This window comes from Streptomyces sp. NPDC085946 (assembly GCF_044540485.1).
Taxonomy (GTDB): domain Bacteria; phylum Actinomycetota; class Actinomycetes; order Streptomycetales; family Streptomycetaceae; genus Streptomyces.
Map to the genome: position 1 here is coordinate 1 of NZ_JBITSF010000051.1, position 16,765 is coordinate 16,765.

Here is a 16,765-nt window from a genome sequence, read left to right on the forward strand (position 1 = left end):
CCGCTACGAACGCAAGGCCGAACACTTCCTCGCCTTCACCGCCCTCGCCTGCAGCCTCATCTGCTACCGCAGACTCACCAAATGAGACGACGTCTAAAGACCTGGGGACGGGCAGGGAGCAGAAGATGACTGTGACCGGAGGCTCGGCGCTGCCCAGGGAGGACATCGACCGCATGGTCCGCGAGGCCGAGCAGCACGCCGAGGAGGATCGCCAGCGTCGTGAAGCAGCGGAGACCCGCAATCAGGGCGAGCAGCTCGTCTACTCGACCGAGAAGCTGCTCAAGGACAACGCAGACAAGATCCCGGCCGAGGCGAAGAGCGAGACGGAGACGTCGCTAGCCGATCTGAAGGAAAAGCTGAAGGGAGAGGACACCGCCGCGATCCGGCAGGCAGTCGACCACACCGCGCAGGCCGCCCAGAAGATCGGCACGGCCCTGTACGAGACGTTGCGGACTGAGCAGCCTGCCGGTCAGAGTGGGGCAGGTCCAGGCGGCACGGTCGGAGGTTCGGCCGAGGATGACGTGGTGGACGCCGAGATCGTCGACGACAACAAGCCGAAGGCAGGCTGACGATGACCGTGAGCGGGTCGCAGAGCACCGAAGTGGAACAGCTGCGGCGTCTGGTTCAGGAGCGGACCGCGGATCTGCAGCGGGTCAAGGCCGAGTACGACAACTACCGCAAGCGGGTACGGCGCGACCGTCTGGCCATACGGGAGATCGCGGCGGCCAATGTACTCCGGGCGCTGCTGCCGGTGGTAGACGCCGTCGACCAGGCGTGCGCACACGAGCCGCTCAACCCTGGTCTGAAGAACATCGCCGACAGCCTGCGTGAGCAGCTCGGCTCCCTGGGCGTCACGCCGTTCGGCGGGGTGGGTGATCCCTTCGACCCCGCCTGCCACGACGCCCTGACACACCACGTCGCCCTCGACGCCGACCACCTTGTGTGCTCGGCGGTCCGCCGGCCCGGCTACCGCCTCGGCGACCACCTGCTGCGCCCGGCCCACGTGGAGGTCACCGGCCCGCCCTGGCCCGCCCGGCACACGCACGGGCGGGGCCAAGACATACCGTCCTTGGCCCCTGCAGATCAGCCGCGCTTGCCCATCGCGCGCGACTGAACCGGATTCGAGAGACCCGCTTGCCGCCGGACCACCGTAAGTGCTACATGAACAATTGGCACTCTCCCTGTGTGAGTGCTAACGGCCGGGTCGGGTGACGTGCTCGTGCGGCCTTGCTCAAGGCCGCAGGAGCGAAACGTCGCGGGCGTCGCCCCGGTCCGCCGTCGTCGTTCCAGAGATTGACGCGGAGGAGCCGCAACCGTGACTGCCAAGATCATCGCCTTTGAGGAGGAGGCGCGCCGCGCGCTGGAGCGCGGCATGAACCAGCTCGCGGACGCCGTGAAGGTGACGCTCGGCCCGAAGGGCCGCAACGTCGTCCTCGAGAAGAAGTGGGGCGCGCCCACGATCACCAACGACGGCGTCTCCATCGCCAAGGAGATCGAGCTCGAGGACCCGTACGAGAAGATCGGCGCCGAGCTGGTCAAGGAAGTAGCGAAGAAGACGGACGACGTCGCCGGTGACGGCACGACGACCGCCACCATCCTGGCCCAGGCGCTCGTCCGCGAGGGCCTGCGCAACGTCGCCGCCGGCGCCAACCCGATGGCCCTCAAGCGCGGTATCGACAAGGCCGTCGAGGCCGTCTCCGCCGCCCTGCTGGAGCAGGCCAAGGAGCTGGAGACCAAGGAAGAGATCGCCAACACCGCCGCAGTGTCCGCGGGCGGCGACCGGATGATTGGCGAGCTCATCGCCGAGGCCATGGACAAGGTCGGCAAGGAAGGCGTCATCACCGTCGAGGAGTCCAATACCTTCGGTCTGGAGCTGGAGCTCGCCGAAGGCATGCGCTTCGACAAGGGCTATATCTCGCCCTATTTCGTCACCGACGCCGAACGCATGGAAGCAGTCCTCGAGGACCCTTACATCCTGCTCGTCGGCTCCAAGGTCACTGCGGTGAAGGACCTGCTCCCGCTGCTGGAGCAGGTGATGAAGGAAAACCGGCCGCTGCTGGTCATCGCCGAGGACGTCGAGGGCGAGGCGCTGGCGACCCTGGTCGTCAACAAGATCCGCGGCACCTTCAAATCCGTCGCCGTCAAGGCCCCGGGCTTCGGCGACCGCCGCAAGGCCATGCTCGGTGACATGGCGGTTCTCACCGGTGCCACGGTCGTCTCCGAGGAGGTCGGCCTGAAGCTGGAGAACGCCGGCCTGGACGTCCTGGGCCGCGCCCGCAAGGTGGTCGTCACCAAGGACGACACCACCATCGTGGAGGGCGCCGGTGACGAAACCGCAATCGAGGGCAGGGTCAAGCAGATCCACGCCGAGATCGAACGCTCCGACTCCGACTACGACCGTGAGAAGCTCCAGGAGCGCCTGGCCAAGCTTGCCGGCGGCGTGGCCGTCATCAAGGCAGGTGCCGCCACCGAGGTCGAGCTCAAGGAGCGCAAGCACCGCATCGAGGACGCCGTCCGCAACGCCAAGGCGGCCGTCGAAGAAGGCATTGTCCCCGGCGGCGGTGTCGCCCTTCTGCAGGCATCCGAGAAGGCATTCGAGAAGCTGGAGGTGGACGACGAGGAACGCACCGGCATGGAGATGGTGCGACGCGCGGTGACCGCCCCGCTCAAGCAGATCGCGCACAACGCTGGCCTCGAAGGCGGCGTTGTGGTGGAGAAGGTCCGCGCCCTTCCCGTCGGCCACGGCCTGAACGCCGCGACCGGCGAGTGGGTCGACATGCTCGCTGCCGGCATCATCGATCCTGCGAAGGTCACCCGTTCCGCCCTGCAGAACGCCGCCTCCATCGCTGGCCTGTTCCTCACCACCGAAGCCGTCATCGCCGACAAGCCCGAACAGAAGCAGCCGGCATCCTCAGATACTGACAATCTGTGAGGTAGTGAGGCCCAATCTGCCCTCCGGCCTGCGGTCGGGGGGCAGCCGCAGCTACGCACACCAGCGGGTCTAGACCGCCACCGCTGCTGGTAATGGAGTTCAAGGCCGCGGTCGATAGCCGATGCCGCCGATCACCATCGACGCGCATACGGGCTCCGAGCAGGAATGGGAGCTGGAGGATCAGCCTGGCGGGCCGTGTCCCCTCTAACTCGTGTGGATCAGCCGGTCCAGGGCTGCCACTGGTCTTGAAGCACGGCATCGAGACAACACGCCAGCACCAGGGCTCCGTCGATCAGCCAAGGCTTGTTCCGTGTGGCCAGGGTCAGGGGTTCGAGCATGTCGGCAGTCTCTCCAAGGTAGGTGATCAACCTATCGACCTCTCCCGCGGACGGGACGTCATGGAGGGACCAGCGGCTCAGGTAGCCGGTCGCAGCGTCCAGGAACAAGCCCGACATGGTGTTGAGCGCTCTGCGCGTGACGATCGGAATCCAGATGGGCTTTCATACGGTGATCCGCTCCTCTTCGCACCGGTCGGCGTTGACGACGTCTTCGTCGGCCTGCTTCTCCGTCTGCAACCGGTAGACCGCAGCAACGGCTTCTGGGGCATCAAAGCCTCATTGCCCGGGAGGCATCCCCCCGCCCCAGTCATTGCCCCGTCATCGGCTTCGGTCAGCATCCGCAGAACACGCGGTTCGACGGGTATCCGGGTGCCGAGATCTTCTTCCAGGACGGCGATCGCGGCGGGGATGCCGCAGAGGCGAAACCCAGCAGAGGAGTCGGGTGCATGGTGCTTGAGCCAGATGGTGACGCGCCGCCATGCGTCGGCGATTTCTCCTGGGTGACCGCAGCAGCGGCAGGATCGGCACGCTGCTCCTGCTCTGACCCCTCGTCGGAAGTGTCGGCAGAGCGCCCAAGGGAGTGCGCGGCTTTCAGGTACCGGATTTCGATGCGATCGAGCTCGCGTATACAGCCGACGGACAGGTCGGGACAGTCCTCGAACATGTCCCTCGAACATGTCGCCGTCGACCGTTACCGTGAGGATGCCGGATAGCCCGGAGGGCTGGCCCATATCAGGGTCGTCGGTCAACTGGCCGGCCAGGACCTTCAGCGCGTAGAGGCGTCAACCCTTAAACCGGGCGGCGGTTTCACGGGCGCCCGGTTGCATCTGGCCCTTCACGGTCTGGCGCTCCTTGCTGGCCGGAGGAGGTGCATGCGGTGCCTTTCACGCGGTAGGACCTACGCACGCACCTGCGGGGCGATCTGCAAGCGGCGCCATGAAGGGCGTGCAGCGCATTCGCATAGACCTCTGACAAGGTCGAGCGCCTCCCCTTACAGAGGCAGCGTTATCCCTAGCTGTTGCATGGCACTCGACGGCGGGCCACCCTCCGATCGCTCCGTCTTATAACCCTTCACACAGGGTTCGAGGGTTCGCGGGTCGACGGCTTCGGCAGGAGCGCTCTTGGCATACAACCCGTCGGGTTCACTGTCACGGTCGTGCGGCAGCAGCCAGAAGACGCGGCGGCGGAAAGTGCCGGATGCGCGAGAAGCTTTGGCCTGCTGGCTAAGAATGGCGTAGCCGACCATGCGGCCCGGGCGGTGGTAGGCGGGCCTGCCCTTGCGGGTGGGTAGCCGGTCCAGGCTCTGGCGGACATAGTCGAGGTCGTCGATGTCCTCTAGCCACACCAACTCGGCCTCGTGGCTGATCTCGTCCTCGGTGATCAGGGAGCTCATGAGCCGTCCTTCTCCTGGTCGGTGAGCAGTCCGATGCCGGGGTAATGCTTGCGCTGGTTGGACAGGATCATCTCCTTGGGCGAGGCCAGTCCCACGAGTTCCCGGGTACGGGCGGCGAACGCCCTAGAGGACATGACAGGTGCCCCTTCATTGTGACACCAGGTCTTGTAAGCGGCGTAGAGCGCCGTCTGCTCGGCCCGCAGATCCGGGCCGAGGACGCAGCATTCTTCGTAGAAGCGGCCGGTGTGGTCTTCGGTTTCAGCGTAGGCAGTGGTGGCAATGCGGACGCGTTCCGGGCCGGTCAGGTCGCGGTCGCCGGCGAGATAGCGGCGGGCGCCGTCGATGAGCCAGCCCAGGATGCCTGGGCCTTCCTCGGTGACGAGGATGTCGGCCAGGTTGTCGATCTTGCGGTGGTCGGGGACGACCCGCTCGAACGGGATCAGGCGCATGCGGCGCCAAAAGGCGAACCCGCCAGTGCCGACTTCGGGGCGGTGATTGCCCAGCAGCCACAACTTGTGGGTGGGCTCGAAACTGAAAAAGTCTTGCCGCATACGGCGTGCCTTGATCCGGTCGCCACCAGTGAGCAATTTCACTCGTGCCTCGTCGAACTTGTCGCCGGGCTTGACCTCGGAGCAGACGATGACGCGGCGGCCGTGGAGTTCGGCGAGGTCGGTGGGGTGGCCTTCGTAGGGACGGGCCATGAGGAAGCCGGGTGGGGCGGCGTCTGCGTAGTCGCCGAGGAGTTTCATCAGGACGTCCAGCAGGACGGACTTGCCGTTCTTGCCGGAGCCGAAGAGGAAGGGCAGGATCTGGCCGCCGACGTCGCCGGTGACGGAGTAGCCGAGCAGCAGCTGCAGGTAGTCGATCATTTCCCGGCCTTCAGCGTCGTCGCCGAAGGTGTCGGTCAGGAATCTTTGCCAGCGGGGGGTGGGCACGTGCTGCGGGCCGACGGCGGTGGAGCGGGAGTGGAAGTCCTTGTTGGGGTCCGGGTTTTTGACCAGTCCGGTGCGCAGGTCGACGATGCCGTCGGGGGTGCACAGGGCGTAGGGATCGGCGTCCAGGAGGGCAGCATTGAGGACCATGCCTGGGGCAGATTTGGCCTGGGTGAGCATGGCGTTGATGCCGGTGGTGGACAGGGCGCGGCGGCGGTGCTGCTGCAGGGCGGTGGTGGTGTAGACGCCGCGGGGGTCATGGGTGGCGATGGCTTCGGCGAGGTCGCCGGCCGCCCATAGGACGGTGTCGTCTTCGTCGATCTGCCAGCGGGTGGTGTCCCAGCGGTACCAGCCGATGCCGGGTACATGCCGGTAGTCGTTGGCGTAGAGCCTGACGAACAGCTTGGCATTGCCGCGGTCGGTGAGCGTGTCGGGCAGCAGCCCGTCCGGGGTTGCCTCACCGGCTGGGGTGTGGCTGGTGCCGGTCTGGGTGGGGCGTGGCACGGCGGCGGGGCCCTGGGCGCGAATCTGAGCGGCCACGGCTTCGGGGTCGAACTCGAAGAGCATCTCTGGTTTGGGCGACGTCATGAGCGCCTCCCGTTGCCGTGCAGGGGGCGCTTGAGCCCGGCGGTCAGGCCGCTGCGAATGATCTGGTCGATACGCCGCTCCTGTCCGGGCCGGGCGGCGAGGGCGGCTTCCTTAAGGGCTTGTTCGGCTTCTTCCTGGGGCAGGCGGCCAGCGGCGATGAGCCCTCCGAGGGTGTAAGCAGCGCGGTTGAGAGTGTCGGAGAATCCAGCGCCTTCGGCCACCTGGCTGCACGCTTGCACGGGAGCCAGCACAGTTTCAAGGGTGTGCTGCAGACGGTCGCGGCCGCCGCCTGCGGCGAGGACTGCCTGCCGGGCACGCGGTGGGACTGGCCTGGGTGCGGGAGTGTTGAGGGCGGGCAGGTGACCGGTGCGCTCGAGTTCCTGGGCAAGCCAGAAGGGGAGGGCGGCCGGCTCCCGGGCGTCGCCGACAGGGGTGTAGGTGCCCTGGCGGGTGGTAGTGCCGGGGGCAATGATGTAGCTGCCATGGGCGCGGATGTCGACCTGCCAGGCCAAGGCGCGATTAGGGCTGGAGCCTACGGAGGATTGCCAGCGGCGGCCGTCTCCGGCCCGGTACCAAACGTGCATACCTCCGGAGGGGGTACGTACGCGCAGGGTCGTTGTGTCCTCGGCGGGGCTGGGCTGGCCTCGCAGCGCGGCCAGGACGGCGAGAGTGTGGAAACCGTTGGCCAGGCCCGTGAGGTCGACGTGGTCGGCGATGGGGATACCGGGCAGGATCCGGTCTCGCGTGGGCGGCTGCGCAGGGTGGGCGTCGATATCGAGGACGATCAGGCCTGCTGGGCCGCAGGAGACACCAATGCCGAACTCGGGGTTGGCGCCCCACCACTGCTGGATGCGGTCCTGGTCGAGAGTTGCGGCATGAAAGCCGTGACACCAGCGACCTGCTGGTAGGCATGCACACGCGGCAGGCGGGTGGGGGTTGTCTCGACAGTCGCTGCAGTTCGCGGCAGGCGTTTTGCGACCTGCAGCGAGGGGATGCACAGGCCAGCCTCGGCGCGCGCACCACCGGGCGGTAGCCAGCGACAGCTCAGCGACTGAAGGCTCGGGGGCAGGCTGCCATGAGTCGCTGCGAGGAAACCGCAGCTCAGCAGGCATCTGTACCCCTTGTTAGCGACCGAAGCGACTCAACGATGGACACAGACTAGCGAACCTTGCTGATGAGGTTGTGGACCATGTGCGAAAAGTCCGCGCTGCCGTGTCGATGATGGGACCGGATGATGGCCTGCCAGCGACTGTAGGAGACGGGTAGCGACCAGACTGGCTTCGGTCGCTACCCCCGGGCGTAAGAGAAAGAGCAGGTCAGAGGTGGTCCAGCTCTTGAATCAGCGACTGAAGCGACTGAAGCTTCCTATATATAACGCACACACGCGCACACGAATGTCTTCATATACCTGGAACTTCAGTCGCTTCAGTCGCTGTGTTCTGATCGATGGCCCTCTGACCTGCGGTTTTTCGCCGCTCTGAAGCAGCGACCGAAGAGTCGCTGAGTCGCTGACCTTCAGTCGCTCGGCCAAGGCCGGCCGCAGCGACCCAAGCGACTGAAGCGACTGAAGCGACTGAACACCGGACCACACCCCTCCCGCTCTGGCCCGTATCCCTTTCCCCGACGTGGGTCGCTTCAGTCGCTGTGTTCTGATCGATGGCCCTCTGACCTGCGGTTTTTCGCCGCTCTGAAGCAGCGACCGAAGAGTCGCTGAGTCGCTGACCTTCAGTCGCTCGGCCAAGGCCGGCCGCAGCGACCCAAGCGACTGAAGCGACTGAACACCGGACCACACCCCTCCCGCTCTGGCCCGTATCCCTTTCCCCGAGGGTTGAGGCGGCATACCTGGCGGCAATCGCCGCCTTCGCGGAAGCCCCAGGCATCGACCCGCTGGAGATCCACGAACCCGCGGTCACTGACTTCGTCCACTTCGGAGTGGAGCCGCCCATTGAGGGATACGGCCTTGGCGAGCTCTTCCCGCCCGACCTCACCAGCTACCACGACGGGGCCGAGGCCCCCCTTCCGGTCGCTCTGGAGCTGGTCCGGACCATGCCTCGCCACCAGGGTGCCTGGTGCCGACTGGAGAAAAGGGGACGTATTCACCGTGCACGCCGAGCGGGATCAGCACATATACGTGAGCAGTGCCCGGCCCTGCGCGGACGCCGTGGCCCGTACATGGGAACTCAGCCTCTTCCCAGAACCGCTGACGGCTTCGCCCTACGCGGCAAAGTGGAGGAATCAGAGGTGACGGGGCCACCGACGAGGACTTCTGGGCGCATGTGCGCACAACGCCGCCCTCACGGCAGATGGTGCTCTTGGAGGAGGCCCACGTCCGCAACGCCGCACGCTGGCACCGCCTCACGGCGGAAAATTTCGACGCGGTGCGCGCCGGTCTCGCCGGCGTGCCCTGCCCATCGTCTGGCCAGACCTGAACCCCGACGTTGGCGCGGTCCTTGCCGGGCTGCCTGAGGAGCAGTCCGTGGAGTTCTTTGGGGGGCACAGGACAGGCTGTACGGTGCCCTGCCCGTTGACCAGAGAGCAGTCACTGGCAGACGGTGCACTCCAGGAGCAGACCCTGCCCACTCTGCCGTAAAGATCCCCTACGTCACACAGTGGGATGCCATTCCGACACTTCACCGAGCCGATGAACCGACGCGGTAGCGGGACTATGCGTCACATACGAGGACAGGCCCCGAGCGCTCGCACGCAATGTGCAGGAACGTCCGGGATCTGTCATACGCTCATGCTCCGGGCGGCCGGGGCATGGCGGCCCTCCGAGGCCGAGGGATGGGTCAGGCGCGCCGCCAGGTCTGATTGGCGGTACCGGTGCAGGGCCACAACTTCACCGGCGTGCCGTTGGCCTCCTTGCCCCACCACACGTCGGCGCACTTGTTGCCGGCTTTGAGCGACACCAGGTCCTCGGTAGCGTTGATCTTGAACTTCTGCCCGTCCGACCCGTCGCACCGCTGCAGGAGTATTGCCGTGCCCTCCTTCACCGAGCCGCCGTCCAGCCCCATACACAGGTCCTCGCCGATGCGCAGGGTGCGGTCGTTGTCGTGGAAAGACCAGACCTGGGTACCCTGTAAAGCTCCGCAGGGCTGGATGAGCAGTCCCGCCCCGGCTCCCCGGGAACTCGCGGTGAGGCACTTGCCGGTGTCGGCGTTGACGATGCGGGTGGTCACGACAGAGACCGTCTGGTCCGTTTTCCTCTCGGTCTGCCGGACCGGTTCCTCTGCCGCGTCCGCCTTCTCCTTCGGCAAAACGACTTGCGGGCTTGCACTGCTGGCGGAGATTTCCGGAGCTGCCTTGCCGTCGTCCTTCCCCTGCTCCTGGTCCTTCGTTCCCTTCCCGCCCTCCGTGTCCTTCCCATGTTTCCCGTCGTCGCTGTCCTTGTCCTTTGACAAACCGGCCGGAGCGTCGTCCTTCGGGGACTCCGCGGCGTAGGAGTGTGGCGGCTGCTGTGCCTCCTGCTCGTCGTGCAGCGCCCAGGGACCGGCAGCCGCGGTGGCCTGGCCCTCGGGCTGCTCGTCCCGGTCGTCGCCGGTCATGACCAGCAGCGGTACGGCCATCAGGACTACCCCGGCGATTCCGGCGGCGGTCAGCATGGGGGCCTTCGGCCGCCCCAGCTCACCCTCGCCGTCACCGTTGTCGCCCCCTTGCCCGGCGCCGCCGGACCGGCGGGAGTTGCCGAGTACAGCGGCCAGTCCGGCCAGGAGGCCTCCGGTCCCGTCCGGTGACGCGGCGGGGGTCGGCGCGCTGGTGTCCGTCCCTGTCTCCGGTCGCTCCCGGCGGTCCTCTCCCGGTTCCGCTGCCGCCTCCCGTTCTTTCGGCTCGTTCGCAGCCGAGGTCCTTCCGGACTGGGTCATGGCAGTGGAGGGTGTCTCCGTCTGGTCCCGGCCGTTCCCGTCGGCCCTCCCCGTTTCGTCGCCCCTTCCAGGGCTTTCGGCTGTGGCGGCGGTGACGCCGGCGGCTGCCGTGCTGCGGCGCTGGGCGGGCAGCAGGGTCCGTTCCGCGTCGTCGCCCACCAGGGGCAGCGCCACCGCGCGGCGGACCGATGGCCCGCTGTCGGTGCCGGCCGCGTGGACGGACGCGCCGCCGCCTGACCTCTTCTGGCGTGACATCCTTCGTTCTCCTTCGATCTCCCGGTTTTCAGCCGGGTAGCGGCCGCACGCTCGTGGTGTTCCGCAACCGGTACGGCGGTGCGCCGCCGACATACTGCCCGACCCGTGTGAACGGGAGGTTGAGGCAAGGGCTTTGGCCTGCTCGAGCACAGGCGTCGTCAACAGGCACCGCCGAACTCCGCGGACCGCTCGAACAGGTAGGAAAAGTGGATGTGCTCCAGCGGACGCGTCCGGAACGCTTCCGGCTGTTCGTCCAGCTCCGTGCAGATCCGGGAGACCTTGCTTTTGGATATCCCGGCGCCCGAGCCCAGGGCCTTGGCCAGGTCGTCGACGGAGCGAGTGCAGAGGCCGTGGACGTAGGCCTCCATGACGACCGCGTAGAGGGCCTGATCGAGATGCCGCTGACGCTCCAGCAGGCTGGGGAAGAAACTGCCCGCCCGTTGAGCAGAGAGCAGTCACAGGCAGAGGGTGCACTCCAGGAGTAGACCCTGCCCGCTCTGCCGCAAAGATTCCCTACACCACACAGCGGGATGCCATCGCTCCGGTGCTCCGTCGTCTTCTGAGAGGGCGTTAAGTCCGTTTCTGGTAGCGGCCGCGTCCGGGTTGTTCGAGGAGTCCTTGGCGGACGAGTCGTCCCAGGCGGGAGCGGGTGACGTTAATCGAGGGCTCGTCGGTGGGCAGACCGAGGTGCTCGTGCAGGTCATGGACGCGGAACACCTTCGCGGGGTGCTCGTTGAACGTGCTCACGATGCGCTGGTAGACGGTGGCGGTGGCGGTCTCCGCGGGGGCCGGTGCGTGGTCGGGTGGGGTGAGGCCGTCGATGACTTTGCGGGTGGCTGCGAGCTCGACCAGGCGGGCTTCGGTCTCGGCGAGGGCGGTGGTGAGCTGCTCGATCTGCTCACGCAGGTTGCCGGCGCGGGTGGCGGTCTCATCGTGTTCGGTCTGCAGCAGCCGCAGGAGTTCGCTGACGTTCACGCTGCCAGCTCCACGTCGTCCCGCCAGGTGGGGGCGGGGATGGTGAGGCGGCGGAGCATGCCGGCGGTGGAGGCCCAGTAGACGCGGGAGGCCGCGTTGTCGGGCCGGTGGTCGTAGTCGCGGGCCAGGCGCCGGTGCAGCATGAGGGTGCCGTTGACCTGCTCGACCACCCACCGCTTCGGTTGCGGGACGAAGCCCTTGCCCTCGTCGTCGGGGTTGCGCCGGACCACCTCGACGGTGATGTCCTTCACCGCCCCGTGGATGGTCACGGCGTCCTTGAAGCCCTGGTCGACCAGGACCTTCTCCAGGCGCATCCCGCATCGTTCGGCCGCCTGGTCCAGCAGGGCGATGCCGGCCTCGTTGTCGTGCGCGCTCGCGGCCAGGACCACCACGCCGATGATCAGGCCCAGCACATCGACGGCGAGCCCCCGCTTCCTGCCGGGCGTCTTCTTGTTCGCGTCCAGTCCCGTCGTCTCCTTCGGCACCCCGGCCGCCACGCGGACGGACTGGGTGTCGATGATTACCAGGGACGGGTCCTCTAATCGTCTGGACCGCTCCCGCACCTGGCAGCGCAGGATCTCCTGGATCCGCTGGTCAAGGCCGTCCTGGCGCCACAAGGTGAAGTAGTAGAACACCGCCGACCAGGCCGGGAGGTCGTGCGGCAGGAGCCGCCACTGACAGCCGGTCCGGTTCTGGTAGAGCAGCGCGTTCACGACCTCACGCAGGTCGCAGGAGCCCGGGTCCCCGGTCGCCGACCGCGCCACCCGCTCCTGCTTCCACGCGGTGACCAGCGGCTCGATCAACGCCCACTGCTCGTCGGACAAGTCGGTTGCGTACGACATCCGTTCCATGCCCGCGACCCCATCATGCACACGACATGAGGCGACGGCAGAACCGTCCCATCACCCACGAATGAGCGACACCACATCACCAGGAAAGGGACTTAACGTCCTCTGAGACCTTTACGGCGGGGATCGAGCAACTCAGATGGTCTTGTCAGTGCCTTCAAGCACAATCGCTAGCAGTTGAGGGAGGCTGTGTTGCGTCGGGTCGGTGAGAGGGGATGTCAATGTATCGCGTAAGGGCTAGCGCGTCTTGCGGCTCGTCGGCCTGGAAAGTGACGCAACACAGCAGGCTGACCTCGTCGAGCGCGACGTCTTCGCGGGCGAGGACGAACACGAGGGTGAGGAAGGCGGACCGGGCGTTGCCATCGTTGAATGGGTGGAAGAAACACACGTCGAGATAGGCGCGTGCGGCCCGGGCGGTGAGGGGAAGGGGCAGCTCAGTACGGTGCGAGCTTTCGGCCAGAAAGGTGTCAAGACGGGTTTGGATGTCCGGGTCAATGCCGTAGCGTTCCCGGCTCCCCTTGGCGAAGGCTGGCAGGTTACGGAACACCGGCGGCTGCGGTGTGCCTAAAACGTGCTGTTGCCAGTGCTGGAGCAGTTGGAAGTCAAAAAGAGCGCCGCGCGCTGCGTCGGCTCGAAGCAGCTCCAAAGCAGCCAGCAGGCCCTCTGCGCGGACGGGATCCAAGGCGCTGTCGAAGGCGCGTATATCCTCTGCCGCGCCATCATGTGAAAGGAACTCGGGATGAGCCCCGATACGCTCACCCGTACCGTGAAAGTGCTGAAGGCAGCCCGGCTGCTTATTGAGGCAGGTGGCCTCGGCCGTACGAGGTTCTACCGCTGCACGCCGTACCTGGCGTTCATCGGCAGCGGCTTTGCACACCGCGAGGCCGTGAAGGACTGAAATCCGCCGGAGACCACGGTGCGACAGCCGCGAGACCACCGGCGGAAGACCAAGAGGGGCGACGAGGCATGACCAGCGTCAACAACGGCGACGACGTTCAGCGGCTGCTGAGGATGACGGGCGGCACCCTCACGCCGAACCAGCGGATCATGGTCATGTTGTACACGTCGTCCGAACAGAACCCTGACGGCACGGTCATGACCCGTGCGACGAAGCTGGCCGAGATCGCGGGCATGAGGCTACCGGTCTTCTCCCGGACCCGGCGCGAGCTGGTCGAAGAGGGCTGGCTGGAGGAACGCGGCAGCATCGGCACGGTGAAGGTGTACCGGCTCAGCCCCACGAAGATAGGAGATGCCGGCGGTCGGCATCTCCACGCGGTAGGTAGCTGACCTGTTAGCTACAAGCTAAGTGACCCGACTCTTGAGTCAGGTCGCTGTGCTTTCTACCGCGCTCTGCTGGCCCTGCCCCAGCGCAGCGAGTCCGGCAGGTGAGTGTAGATGAGCCAGAACCAGATCGCCGCCCTGCTGAGCCTGGGCTTCCGCAGCTCCACCTTTGGCCTGCAAGAGCTGACACTCCCCCACCTGGTGACGAAGCAACGCAACGGCGTCTATCGCATCAATGCCATGCGCGCCGGCTACCAGACGCCAGCGGACGCCCGGGCCAGCATCGAGGCCATGGACCCGGTCGGCTGGCCGGACGAGCTGCACTTCATCGCCCGCTACCGCCAGTACCAGGCCGATACTCTGATCGGCATGAGTGACGGCATCGCGTGGATAGGCGCACACCACCACACCCCTTTATCAGCTATGCCCGGCATGCTCGGTGGCATCTCGCTGACCCTGGCCCGAGGCGTGGAGACGGACGAGTTTCTCATCAACCTAGGCGCTGACTTTGACGAGCTAGCCGCACGCGCCCCGTGTAGGGAGCTGCGCGCACCGGCCGGGCAATTGGGCAGGCCCTCCCCCCACCTCAACCGCGCCATGTACGGCACGTGCGGTGAGTGGACGTACGTGCTGGAGGACTGGGGCATGGCAACCTGGGCGACCGGCTACCAAGGCAAGGTCGAGTCGATGCTTCCCTGCGAGGGAGAGGAAATTCTCTGCCTGACCGCCAACCGGTTCAGCCCTCCAGCTGTGATCATCCATGCACCTGATGCCTGTGCGTACCGGGCTGACTTCGGCACCGACACCGGGCAGGGCTCGGCCCTTGATGCCGCTCTCAGGGCCACGGGCGCGGTGTTCCCCTCGATGCCCGAGGCCAGTGAGACCGAAGTCGTCGCATACTTCGAAGAGCATGGCGAGCGCCTGCCCGAGCTGGTGTTCACCGCCGTGGGCGCTTACACGGGCGTAACCATCGACCAGAATGACGTGAAGGCCGGCGAACTCCCCGGCGTCCTTATCGCCCCGGCCTGACCGTCTGCCGCGCACATGAGACCGGCCCCCCACCCTGATCGCAGGGTGGGGGGCCAATGCCATTGAGGCCAGGGGTGTTACTCCGCGGCCAGCTTGCAGATCACCGGCTGACCGCCGCCGATGCCGTACTTGCAGGTGCCGCCGTCATCCATCCGCGTGTCCAGCCAGTACGCATCCTTGTCCATGATCCGCATGTCCCGCATGAACGTCGCGAAGTGGTTGCCCATGGATTCCTGGTTGTGCATGCCGGAGATAGCCGACCGGCCGCACACCTCGCTGAATGTGGGGTCGGTGCCGTTCAGTGAGAACAGGTGGACCATGCTGCCGTGCTTCTTGGCGTAAGTGCCAATACAGGCCGCACCCGTCGGCGTGGTCCCGCCCGGGAGCAGGGCGGGGTTCAGGCCGCCTTCAGTGGACGACATGCCGCCGCTGTTGTAGGAGGAGGCGAACGCGAACTCATCACAGTTCAGCGCGTCGGCCGCGTCCACCAGGGCGGAGGCGTCCCCGTTCGCCGCGGCCCACCCGGTGGGGCAGATCCGGTTACGGTTACGGGAGTTCTGCGCACTGTCGCCCATGTAGTAGAGGGGCTTTTGATCGGCCAGCGAACCCGGGTGCTTGGGAGTGGCTTTCTGGATCAGCCATGCGTGCGCTGCGGCTTGTGGAAAAGCCTTGGCGTTGAAGATGTAGGTGGGCGCGTGGTTGACGAACACACAGCCCGTGCCCGGCCCGGCGTCGGTGGTGTCGCATCGGATTTGGTCGAGATCCTCCGTGCCGCCGTCGTAGTCCAAAGACCACTGGTAGCCAGTCATGAACGGGCGGATCCTCCCGTCCGCAGGCAGAATGTTTGCGTCGATCTTCACATCCGGCTTGTACAGGTACGTCTTACCGGCAACCGAGGCGTCCCACGTGTACGAGGTGGTCAGTGACGCGGAATGCATCTCGCCCGGCACCCACCACGTCTTTCCCGTCCATGCGCTGGAATCAGGCTCATGCGGCGTACACGACCCCTGGCACAGGTGCTCCACACCTACGAAGTTGATCTCAAGGAACGCGGGGGGAATCTGCTGCGCGGGCTCGATGGTCAGGTGCTCGGTGAAGCTGTTCTGCCCATCGAGCTGAAGCATCCGCAGAAACATGAAGCGAGCAGTGGCCTGGATCGTGCCGTCCATGCGGATGTAAACCGGCACCGACCTGACATCGCACTCGATGAACCGGGTAGCGAGGATGCTTTCGAAGTCGGTGTTACACCACTCCACCCCGGCCGTCGCCGCCACATCTCCAGTCCTCGCCCCGCTCTTGGGCGCCTTGCCGTTGGCCACCGGCGTCGACTTGCCGAAGCACACTTGACGGCCGTCCGCATCCGCCTCGCTGCACTGCTCCACCGCCGACTCCGACGAGCGTGCAGACAGCGACGTACCGGCCGAACCTAGCGGCTTCGTCTGGTAGTAGTTCGGCGGCGTGTTCAGCGACGTCGGATCGGGCGCACTGTAGTCGGGCGTCGGCAGCGTCAGATCAACGGGCAGCTCAATGCGGAACTTCGCCCACGGCGACCACGACGTTTCGTACAGGGAGCCGTCGAACGCCGACGTGTGGAAGACATAGTTCGTGTTCAGTGCCAGCTTGCCCACCGGCACATCCACCGTGACCGTCGTCCCCGACGCCACGTAAGGGGAGACGATGACCCCCCACTCATTGTCGTCGATGCTCACCTTCTTCAGCGGGTTGCCTGCCGCATCAGCGGTCCATACCTCAAACGTCAGCGTCGACTTGTCCCCGTCCGCGTCGGTCACCTTGTTTTTGAGCTGGACCTTCTGAGACGTCACCCGCTGGAATCCGCCAGGCGCAGCATTCCGTGACAGAGGCGCAGCCGTCGGGCTCTTCCCCGACACCGGCCGCGCCCCCGCGGCAGCCGCTCGCGTGGTCTTCTCCGGCCCGGCAGCGGGCCGGGTCGAGGGGGCGGCGTTGGGGTCGGGTTGGGCGGCCGGAGCCGTCTCGACCGCACTGGCTGCACCGCCGGCGCTGAACAGCAGCATGGCCGCCGTGCCGACGGCTAACCGCGAGAGAGCGTGTTTCCTTCTGGTTCTAGACCTTCCGAACAAGACATGTCCCTTCGGCCCTGCCTTCCCTCAAACCGGGGGCAGGACGTTACTGGTATGTGTCGTGCTGCTCCCTTTCCTACGCGGCGTGATCATCACCAGGCAACGCACCCAATCTGGAAGGTTCTTCTTCAACCGGAGCTACTGACCTTTGCGGCGTGATGTCGTTGAGGGCTGACGATGTGTGATCGTCGCGGTATGCCTGTTGTGTGAGATATCCGCAGGGTGGTGGGCT

15 protein-coding genes and 2 pseudogenes are annotated in these 16,765 nt (G+C 66.2%); 6 read left to right on the top strand and 11 right to left on the bottom strand.

The features are described 5' to 3' along the window. Positions 1–89 precede the first annotated feature (89 nt). The 3 genes and pseudogenes from ACIF8T_RS39720 to groL all read left to right on the top strand — a co-directional run. Positions 90–569: pseudogene (locus ACIF8T_RS39720) on the top strand (Hsp70 family protein); the annotation flags it as partial. A gap of 2 nt (positions 570–571) precedes the next feature. Next, positions 572–1,114, top strand: a complete 543-nt coding sequence (gene grpE / locus ACIF8T_RS39725; RefSeq protein WP_400042267.1) for a nucleotide exchange factor GrpE — start codon at positions 572–574, stop codon at positions 1,112–1,114. Positions 1,115–1,315: 201 nt separating this feature from the next. Then, positions 1,316–2,932 (top strand): chaperonin GroEL, encoded by a 1,617-nt coding sequence (gene groL / locus ACIF8T_RS39730; protein ID WP_400042269.1) that lies wholly within the window; start codon positions 1,316–1,318, stop codon positions 2,930–2,932. A gap of 218 nt (positions 2,933–3,150) precedes the next feature. Here the strand turns inward: groL and ACIF8T_RS39735 are convergent, their stop codons facing one another. From ACIF8T_RS39735 to ACIF8T_RS39780, 10 genes and pseudogenes are all read right to left on the bottom strand, one after another. Further along, positions 3,151–3,378 carry a hypothetical protein gene (locus ACIF8T_RS39735; RefSeq protein WP_400042271.1) on the bottom strand — a complete coding sequence of 76 codons (228 nt, stop codon included), beginning with the start codon at positions 3,376–3,378 and terminating at the stop codon, positions 3,151–3,153. A gap of 223 nt (positions 3,379–3,601) precedes the next feature. Continuing rightward, positions 3,602–3,934, bottom strand: a complete 333-nt coding sequence (locus ACIF8T_RS39740) for a hypothetical protein (RefSeq protein ID WP_400042273.1) — start codon at positions 3,932–3,934, stop codon at positions 3,602–3,604. Between the two features lie 327 nt (positions 3,935–4,261). After that, positions 4,262–4,663, bottom strand: coding sequence for a DUF6009 family protein (locus ACIF8T_RS39745; protein WP_400042275.1), 402 nt, complete (start codon positions 4,661–4,663; stop codon positions 4,262–4,264). Beyond that, on the bottom strand, positions 4,660–6,183 hold the full coding sequence (locus ACIF8T_RS39750) for a phage/plasmid primase, P4 family (RefSeq protein ID WP_400042277.1): 1,524 nt from the start codon (positions 6,181–6,183) through the stop codon (positions 4,660–4,662). Before ACIF8T_RS39750 ends, ACIF8T_RS39745 begins: the two co-directional genes overlap by 4 nt. Beyond that, positions 6,180–7,181 carry a bifunctional DNA primase/polymerase gene (locus tag ACIF8T_RS39755; RefSeq protein ID WP_400042279.1) on the bottom strand — a complete coding sequence of 334 codons (1,002 nt, stop codon included), beginning with the start codon at positions 7,179–7,181 and terminating at the stop codon, positions 6,180–6,182. Before ACIF8T_RS39755 ends, ACIF8T_RS39750 begins: the two co-directional genes overlap by 4 nt. Positions 7,182–8,972: 1,791 nt before the next feature. Next, a complete protein-coding gene (locus ACIF8T_RS39760; RefSeq protein WP_400042281.1) occupies positions 8,973–9,785 on the bottom strand; it encodes an RICIN domain-containing protein in 813 nt (270 codons plus the stop codon). Positions 9,786–10,492: 707 nt separating this feature from the next. After that, positions 10,493–10,741 (bottom strand): annotated as a pseudogene (locus tag ACIF8T_RS39765) (transposase); the annotation flags it as partial. A gap of 130 nt (positions 10,742–10,871) precedes the next feature. Beyond that, positions 10,872–11,276 carry a hypothetical protein gene (locus tag ACIF8T_RS39770; RefSeq protein WP_400042283.1) on the bottom strand — a complete coding sequence of 135 codons (405 nt, stop codon included), beginning with the start codon at positions 11,274–11,276 and terminating at the stop codon, positions 10,872–10,874. Then, positions 11,273–12,127, bottom strand: a complete 855-nt coding sequence (locus ACIF8T_RS39775; RefSeq protein WP_400042285.1) for an IS5 family transposase — start codon at positions 12,125–12,127, stop codon at positions 11,273–11,275. Before ACIF8T_RS39775 ends, ACIF8T_RS39770 begins: the two co-directional genes overlap by 4 nt. Positions 12,128–12,281: 154 nt before the next feature. Continuing rightward, positions 12,282–12,806 (bottom strand): Fic family protein, encoded by a 525-nt coding sequence (locus ACIF8T_RS39780; protein ID WP_400042286.1) that lies wholly within the window; start codon positions 12,804–12,806, stop codon positions 12,282–12,284. A gap of 57 nt (positions 12,807–12,863) precedes the next feature. Between ACIF8T_RS39780 and ACIF8T_RS39785 the strand changes: the two genes are divergently transcribed. The 3 genes from ACIF8T_RS39785 to ACIF8T_RS39795 all read left to right on the top strand — a co-directional run bounded on the left by ACIF8T_RS39785 (position 12,864) and on the right by ACIF8T_RS39795 (position 14,434). Beyond that, positions 12,864–13,022 (top strand): hypothetical protein, encoded by a 159-nt coding sequence (locus tag ACIF8T_RS39785; protein ID WP_400042288.1) that lies wholly within the window; start codon positions 12,864–12,866, stop codon positions 13,020–13,022. A 68-nt stretch (positions 13,023–13,090) separates the two neighbouring features. Beyond that, positions 13,091–13,411 carry a replication initiation protein, RepL2 gene (locus ACIF8T_RS39790; protein WP_400042289.1) on the top strand — a complete coding sequence of 107 codons (321 nt, stop codon included), beginning with the start codon at positions 13,091–13,093 and terminating at the stop codon, positions 13,409–13,411. 108 nt (positions 13,412–13,519) lie between these two features. Next, positions 13,520–14,434 (top strand): hypothetical protein, encoded by a 915-nt coding sequence (locus ACIF8T_RS39795; RefSeq protein WP_400042291.1) that lies wholly within the window; start codon positions 13,520–13,522, stop codon positions 14,432–14,434. A gap of 77 nt (positions 14,435–14,511) precedes the next feature. On the opposite strand, the gene ACIF8T_RS39800 is transcribed toward ACIF8T_RS39795, so the two are convergent. Next, positions 14,512–16,467 (bottom strand): hypothetical protein, encoded by a 1,956-nt coding sequence (locus tag ACIF8T_RS39800; RefSeq protein WP_400042293.1) that lies wholly within the window; start codon positions 16,465–16,467, stop codon positions 14,512–14,514. Between the last annotated feature and the right edge of the window lie 298 nt (positions 16,468–16,765).

Coding starts and splice junctions, on each gene's coding strand:
- grpE (WP_400042267.1), top strand. CDS start 572: ATGACCGTGAGCGGGTCGCAGAGCACCGAAGTGGAACAGCTGCGGCGT.
- ACIF8T_RS39740 (WP_400042273.1), bottom strand. CDS start 3,934: ATGTTCGAGGACTGTCCCGACCTGTCCGTCGGCTGTATACGCGAGCTC.
- ACIF8T_RS39745 (WP_400042275.1), bottom strand. CDS start 4,663: ATGAGCTCCCTGATCACCGAGGACGAGATCAGCCACGAGGCCGAGTTG.
- ACIF8T_RS39750 (WP_400042277.1), bottom strand. CDS start 6,183: ATGACGTCGCCCAAACCAGAGATGCTCTTCGAGTTCGACCCCGAAGCC.
- ACIF8T_RS39760 (WP_400042281.1), bottom strand. CDS start 9,785: ATGCTGACCGCCGCCGGAATCGCCGGGGTAGTCCTGATGGCCGTACCG.
- ACIF8T_RS39775 (WP_400042285.1), bottom strand. CDS start 12,127: ATGGAACGGATGTCGTACGCAACCGACTTGTCCGACGAGCAGTGGGCG.
- ACIF8T_RS39785 (WP_400042288.1), top strand. CDS start 12,864: ATGAGCCCCGATACGCTCACCCGTACCGTGAAAGTGCTGAAGGCAGCC.
- ACIF8T_RS39790 (WP_400042289.1), top strand. CDS start 13,091: ATGACCAGCGTCAACAACGGCGACGACGTTCAGCGGCTGCTGAGGATG.
- ACIF8T_RS39795 (WP_400042291.1), top strand. CDS start 13,520: ATGAGCCAGAACCAGATCGCCGCCCTGCTGAGCCTGGGCTTCCGCAGC.
- ACIF8T_RS39800 (WP_400042293.1), bottom strand. CDS start 16,467: ATGCTGCTGTTCAGCGCCGGCGGTGCAGCCAGTGCGGTCGAGACGGCT.